Source organism: Nostoc sp. (genome assembly GCF_054880495.1).
On record NZ_JBTYKD010000007.1, the window covers coordinates 1 to 7,146 of the forward strand.

Genomic DNA, 7,146 nt, shown 5'->3' on the forward strand with positions numbered 1-7,146 from the left:
TCAAATCCCTGGTTGTGATTATTTAACGTCAGTGACGCGCCAGCTGAGTTTCAAATTAATCCAGAAATTCCAGATGGTAGCAACTGCGATCGCTATCAACTTAGCTAAATACTGATTTATCCCCAAAACATTATAGAGAAAGTTAATTATTAGAGCTTGTAATATAACTCCTGCCAAACAGATCGCACTGAACTTTAAGAATCGCTTGAAACGTTGATGCGGATCACGTTGTCGCTGAGAAATATCACTAAAAGTCCATAAATCATTCCATAGGAAATTATTTATAATTGCCACTCCGGCCGAAAGAATCGTACTGCGAGTTAAACCTAAATGAATCACAGTACGCAGCAAGTAAAACACTGTTAAATCCACAAACACACCACTAAAGCCAACTAACCCAAAACGCAGAAATCGACCAATAGGGAAATTGACTTTTCTACTAATTCGTCCTACTCGCCCTGTGGAAAGCCGCAACCGTACTAAGTGGTGAATGTAATCTATATATTGCTTCCATGTGACTTTACTCTCACCCTCTTTGCGTTCGCAGAACACATACCCAACTTCGGCAAGTTGGTCTACCTTTCCCCGCCCGATTACCTCTAAAAGAATTTTGTATCCGACTGGATTGAGTGTTGCATTGGCGATCGCACTCCGGCGCACCATAAAATAACCACTCATGGGATCGGAAACTCTGCCCAGTACCCCCGGTAAAATCACCAAGCCTAACAACTGAGCGCCACGAGACAAGAAACGCCTGACAACACTCCAGCTACTAACCCCACCTCCGTCTACATGACGGCTGGCTACTGCCAAATCTGCTCCCTGCTCAACACTATGCAACAGTTGCATCAGCACCTCTGGCGGATGCTGCAAATCTCCATCAATCACCCCCAACACACTCCCCGTCGCTGCTTGCCACCCACGAATTACGGCTGAAGATAGCCCCCGTTCCTGTTGGCGTCGCATCACTCGCAACTGGGGGTATTCTGGCATCAAGGATTGTGCTATTTCCCAAGTTCGGTCTGGGCTATCATCGTCTACCACAATCAGTTCATAGTTTCCTGGAATAGATTCATCCAGTAATCGACTCAATATGCTGACCACATTCTGGATGTTGTCACGCTCTTTATAAGTAGGAATTACTAGAGAAAGATGGATAGATTCACCATTTGTACCCACACCATTAGGTGGCAACTCTGAAATCTTTAGTGGTCCGGTTGGTACTGTTAACAGCGAGTTGGATGAGTTTATCTTCATAATTTCACATTACAGAACGAGGATGTGTAAAGGCTGGAGGAAATAGAGCCAAACAAATGCTTGCCTTCTTGACTAAACCTGGTTACTCAAAGCTTTATGAATACTTTTGTTACAGTTAGCTGTTCTGAAAAGTTTAGTAATTCCTGCACCTAAATTCAAAATCTTTTCCTAAACTTTAAATTTAATCATTTATTTTTATGGTATGCACTGAGGCTTACATAATTTCTTTATAAAAACAATTAATACTATACCATGAAGTCAGCAAATATACAGTTTATTATCAAGACTATGTGACTTTGAACTATTAGTTGAGCTAATGTGCCAATTTAAAATCATTCGTGAGAAAATAGAGAAATAAATACAAAGTAGTGATTGGGACTAAGTGCCTAGTGTTCAGTGCTGGCTCCCCAACCCATTGCTCCTGCTGAATTGTGCTGTAATATTGGATACTATATTCTTGGTTTTATTGCTGTTGGGGTGTTAATGTCTGTTTTACATAAATATACTGTTCTTGCTCCTGTGAGCCTGAGCATTACTTTGCTGATTACTAGTTGCAGCCAAAATAAAGTTTCCCAGTGCCAGCGACTGATTAGAGTTGTGAACTCGGGAACTTCTTTGATTGATAAAAATAAAGGAACACAAGTGATCACCAGCATACAGCTGTCTAAAGATTTGGAATTTGTGACTAAATCGATTCGAGAACTGAAGTTAACAGACCCCAAGTTGAAAGAATTTCAAAGCAGTTTTGTGAAAATTTTTCAGAATCTCAGTGAAGCGATCGCTAAGGCCGCTAGGGCGCTTGGTGCAACTAAGATAGCAGAAGCCTCGGCATCTGGTAGAGAAAAAATCCAAAAGGCTAGAACCGAAATTGACTCAACATTGACAACAGCTACAACTATTGGCAAGCAATCGGATACATTAATGAATGAAATGAATAAATATTGTAGCCAGCCAAAATAATCCAATTTGGGCATGGGGCATTCGGCAAAACAGTTGGGAGTTCCAAGTTAAAAGTCTTTGACTAAAGAAGTGAAATTCCCCTGTCACCACCGGCTAAATGCCCCGCTACCGCTAAAAGCACTCAGCCTCTGGCAGAGCAGAATTAAATCAATATAATACAGGACTTACGTAAACAATAGCTGAAAAGAATGATTTTTAGGTAGGGGCAATACCCTGCGGTCAGCCTTCGTCTACATGAATTGCCCCTGAGCGCGTGTAGTTTTGCCTAAGTCCTATAATCGCTAGGATCGGGGCAACATTCCTATAAAAAAAAGTCCACAGAAAACTATTCAGCGGCGTTTTTGTCGCTCAGACTTTCTTTCTGTGGTACATTTTACCCTGATGATTTTCTGGCTATACTAGTGATTTAAGCCGATTGATTGATAAATTTGAGCCTCCAGTATGAAAGACATAAAAACTCTAAATTTCCGACATATATCAGTGTGCATTTCGTTTTAAGTGACACCAAAGCCTTGTGTGGTCTGAGAGTAAATAAATTTCCTTGGGGGTACAAAAATTTTCTCAGTCAATCACTGAGGTTAACACTAATATTACAGAGTGAATCTAGATCAATCAAACGTCTTTTGAGTTAGCACCTATGAAAGAAGAATTGATAGCCAGAGTTGTGCAAGTCTTGCGAATTAATATGAGTTGGATGACTTGGAATTTATTTCTGGCTTTTATACCTTTAGCTTTGAGTGTGTGGTTATTTCGCTTTCGGCGTGGTGGCTCTTGGCTTTGGTGGCTAGGATTCTTAGTTTTCTATGCTTTCTTACCGAATGCACCATATTTGTTGACTGATGTAATTCACCTCATAGACGATATCCGCAAGATTCAATCGATATGGATGATTACTTTGGTACTTATTCCTGTGTATTTGTTCGTAATTTTGGGTGGATTTGAAGCTTATGTAATCTCGTTAATTAATTGGGGTTACTACTTACATCGCATCGGCAAGAGTCAATGGATTTGGCGCTTTGAGTTAATTACACATTTTCTCTGTGCTGTTGGTGTCTATTGGGGGCGATTTTTGCGTTTCAACAGTTGGGATTTTATTACTCAACCCGATGCTGTACTGACTAAAGGGGTAGAAGAAATTCTAGGGAAACAGCCCCTAGTGATTATTACTATCACTTTTGTGGTACTTGCAGGTTTGTATTGGATTATGAAACGAATAACTTTAGGTCTTAGTCAACCAGATAGTAAAATAGGGATAAACTCAGGACGCGCAAAGTCTAAGACGCCAAACATTTGATCAACCTGACGATTTTGGCTTTTAAATTTGAGGTTTTAATTAGTAATTCCCCAGAGAAATATTGCCTCTCAAAAAAAAAGATGCAACGAAACTCTCCTTGAGGTGAAATAAATTCCGAAGCAAACGGTTGGACTTCAACCGCCACCATCTGAGAATAGCGTCCGATCAGATCATTAAAAATTCATAATTACGAATTACGAATTACGAAGAAGTTTTTGTCGTGCAGCTGCTAAAATTAAGCGTTGTTCAGCACGAGCGATCGCTTGATATGTTTGCTCGACTGCTTCCGGTTCAACAGAAATGGAAGTTATGCCCCATTCTACTAACTTATCAATAATTTCTGGATAGAGGGCTGGTGCTTCACCGCAGATGGAACAAGGTATGCCAGCACTTTTGGCCATTTGGATGAGTTGAGCGATCGCACTCATAACTGCCGGATGACGTTCATTAAATACTTTTGCTAGATGTCCTTGTTCTCGATCCACTCCTAGCAGTAATTGGGTTAGGTCGTTTGTCCCAATAGAAATTCCAGCTGCACCTGCTTTAACATATTCTGGCAGTAAAAACAGTACGCTTGGCACTTCTGCCATCATCCACAATTGAAACTGTGGTACCTCAGTTAAAAGAGCTTGCTCAACTTTACGACGGCAAAAGACAAATTCTTCCACAGTCCGCACAAAGGGCAACATTAGGTTGACATTGCTGTAACCAGCTTGCTGTACACTCGCTAAAGCTTTCAGTTCCAACTCAAATACTGCGGGATTTTGTAAATAGCTAAAAGTGCCACGTTCACCCAACATCGACTGTGCTGAAGATTGTAAACTATCACTCAATGATCTTAAATCTTGCGGCCAATCTAAAGAACGATAAAAAACTGGTCTTGGTGCAAAAGCACGGGCAAACTGCATAATCTGCTCAGACCATAACTCTAACAATTCAGCCTGACGTCCGGCTAAAATCCAACTATTGGGATGTTGCCCGGATAATATATTTAGTATCATCAATTCTGATCGCAACAATCCCACCCCATCTACAGGTAAGCTTTGCACTTGTTCTATTAAACTCGACTGACTCAAGTTAACCAGCAGTTGGGTAGCAATCATCGGTAGATGAGAAGTAAGAGGAGGAGGGGGCGCTTTCGGGTTGGGGCGATGGGGGAAAAGAAGATTTTTCTCTCCCCATTTCTCCATCTCCTCCTTTGAGTCTCCTTTGAGCCGATAAACTTCTCCTCTGTCGCCATCAAGCAACAGTCCTTCGCCAGTTTGGATTAAGCTGGTCGCTGATGTTGCATTCACTACTGCGGCAATACTTAATTCTCTGGCTAGAATGGCAGCGTGGCTGGTTAATCCGCCTTGTTCGGTGATAATACCAGCAACTTGTTGCAGTAATGGCAACCAATCAGGTGCGATCGCACTTATTACTAAAATCACTCCCTTGGGTAGTTGTTCGGGTTTATGTTGGGGATTATTAATTACTAGGGCAGTTGCCACAACACGTCCCCCTGCTGCCCCTAGTCCCCGAATGAAGTGTCCGTGGGGAATTACAGATTGGGGAGAGTTAACTTGTGTTATGTAGAGCTTGGCAGATGTAGCTTGCCCAGTGATAGTCCATTTCATCGTAAAAGTTTTACCTAGTTCACTCACCAATTGAGTTCCCAGAGAAATTATTTGTTGTAAGTATTCTTCTTGTAAGGCATACTGTTTTTGTTCGGCTGACTCAATTAAGTAAGTACTCAGGCAAGTATGATCTGGTGTTAACACTGACTTGGGCATCGCTTGCGAAAAAGCTCCAAGCGCGGGATCATCAACACCATAAGCCAGCATTTTATTGCCCAGTTGTTGCTTAAACACAACCCCAGTTTCTTGTTGAATGTAGTAGACATCTGGCTGGACTTCGCCTTGAGCGATCGCAATTCCTAATCCCCAAGTAGCTTCAATTTCCCACCCAGAGGAGTTGGCTTTAAGCAAACCACTGGCGATCGCATTCTCAACAGGTTGCACCAAAACTGCGAGATTAATTTGTTGGAGGTTAATTCCGGCTCGCTGCCAATATAGGAAACTTCTAGCCCGAAATATCTGGCTCCAGGTACGCTTTAACGCTTTTGCGATCGCTTCGGGTTCGCACTGGCAAAACACCGACTCCAACAAGCCAGATATATTCTTCAGACCTGGGGTAGCAGTTGATACTGCCAAGGTAGGTCGAAGAATCAAACAGCCAGTTTGCCATTTTCTAGCTGCTTGGAAAATTGTACTCACCCATTGCTGTGGCACAGTCGCAGTCAGAATTTCTTGGCGCAAGCGACCAGCTACCTGCTGAAGTTGACGCCAATTAGCTACATCTAGGTGTAACGAAGAATGGGGTAAGTCAGCCACTAATGACTCTGAACTATTGAGATTTTCGAGAAATTGTCGTAAAACTTCTGCCGAAACGACAAAACCAGGCACCACCGGATAGCCACGCTGCATGATTCTGCTCAAGTAAAATGCTTTGTCACCTACTTTGGCACGGTCTTGTAGTTTAATTTGGTCTAGCCAGTAGAGTTTGTCCACTCAATTTGTTAGCGGGATCATATTTAATTATTGAGTGTATGAGTTAAATCTCGCAATATGAGGTAAAATTTTTTACATTATTTATTTTAAATAGACAAAAAACTATTTAATAAAGTTAAAATTCATATCGTTTGCCCAGATTCTGATCATTGTCATAATTTAAATATTACTAATTAACCTAGTACACTATGACAGAGGTTTGCCTAACTTTAACAAATCCCAAGTCTCGTTAATTTAAATCTTAGCTGGATTTATGCCGTGCTGTGCTAGTATATAAAACTCTCTATACCAGACTAAGCATTGCCAAACACTTACTACCTTGCAACTAATGATTGGCTAAACATCACCTTCAGGCTATGCTTTGCATTGCTTATTGGAGCAATTATCGGCTTAGAACGCCAAATTAGGCACAAACCAGCGGGTTTAAGAACTCATATACTCGTGAGTTTAGGTTCAGCGATTTTTACTCTCATAATTATCCAAACGGGTGAATTACAGTTTAGTCATGATGCACTTAGCCGCGTGATTCAGGGGATTGCAGCCGGTGTGGGATTTCTTGGTGCTGGAGAAATTGTACGCCAATCTTCTCAGCAATCACAGCAACTTGAAATTCACGGACTGACATCAGCAGCAGCTATTTGGGTTTCGGCTGCTTTGGGAATTGCTGCCGGCTGTGGTTTGTGGGAGTTGGGATTAATTGGTGTTCTGCTGACTTTTCTGGTTCTGAACGTTTTTAGAAGGTTAGAAAAACGTGATTAGTCACGTCGCTTCTCTACCAGACACCAAGAGCGAACGCTCCAAATTCCAAATTAATAATCCCCATAAATAAATTTATTTGCTCTGTCATAAGGACGCTGTATTTCTATCTAGGAGACGCCAAGGGCGAACGCCCTGCGCGTCTCGGAATACATTTTTCTTCTCCATAAATAAATTTAGAGGCTTATATCCTTTTCTGTTTCGGTCAATAGGAGGCGATTAAGATTTTAGGTTAATAGTTGTAAAAAATGTAGACAAATATCTAACAACTTTTACTTAGGAAGTTTTACCTTCACTGGGGAAACTACAATCCCCTTTATCCCTTGGGCA

5 protein-coding genes are annotated in these 7,146 nt (G+C 41.5%); 3 read left to right on the forward strand and 2 right to left on the reverse strand.

The features are described from left to right. Positions 1 to 18 precede the first annotated feature (18 nt). Positions 19 to 1,257: a glycosyltransferase gene (locus ACYTXL_RS00580; protein ID WP_461923036.1), complete on the reverse strand. Its 1,239-nt coding sequence runs from the start codon at positions 1,255 to 1,257 to the stop codon at positions 19 to 21. 483 nt (positions 1,258 to 1,740) lie between these two features. Between ACYTXL_RS00580 and ACYTXL_RS00585 the strand changes: the two genes are divergently transcribed. Next, complete coding sequence (locus tag ACYTXL_RS00585) at positions 1,741 to 2,217, forward strand: hypothetical protein (protein ID WP_461923040.1); 477 nt, start codon at positions 1,741 to 1,743, stop codon at positions 2,215 to 2,217. Between the two features lie 637 nt (positions 2,218 to 2,854). After that, on the forward strand, positions 2,855 to 3,511 hold the full coding sequence (locus ACYTXL_RS00590; RefSeq protein ID WP_461923037.1) for a DUF1361 domain-containing protein: 657 nt from the start codon (positions 2,855 to 2,857) through the stop codon (positions 3,509 to 3,511). A 194-nt stretch (positions 3,512 to 3,705) separates the two neighbouring features. Here ACYTXL_RS00590 and ACYTXL_RS00595 read toward each other — a convergent pair whose 3' ends face one another. Next, the gene (locus ACYTXL_RS00595) at positions 3,706 to 6,060 is read right to left on the reverse strand and encodes a putative PEP-binding protein (RefSeq protein WP_461923038.1); all 2,355 of its coding nucleotides are present in this window, start codon (positions 6,058 to 6,060) and stop codon (positions 3,706 to 3,708) included. A 300-nt stretch (positions 6,061 to 6,360) separates the two neighbouring features. Here ACYTXL_RS00595 and ACYTXL_RS00600 point away from each other — a divergent pair, with 300 nt between their 5' ends. Next, positions 6,361 to 6,819 carry an MgtC/SapB family protein gene (locus ACYTXL_RS00600; RefSeq protein ID WP_461923039.1) on the forward strand — a complete coding sequence of 153 codons (459 nt, stop codon included), beginning with the start codon at positions 6,361 to 6,363 and terminating at the stop codon, positions 6,817 to 6,819. Positions 6,820 to 7,146 lie beyond the last annotated feature (327 nt).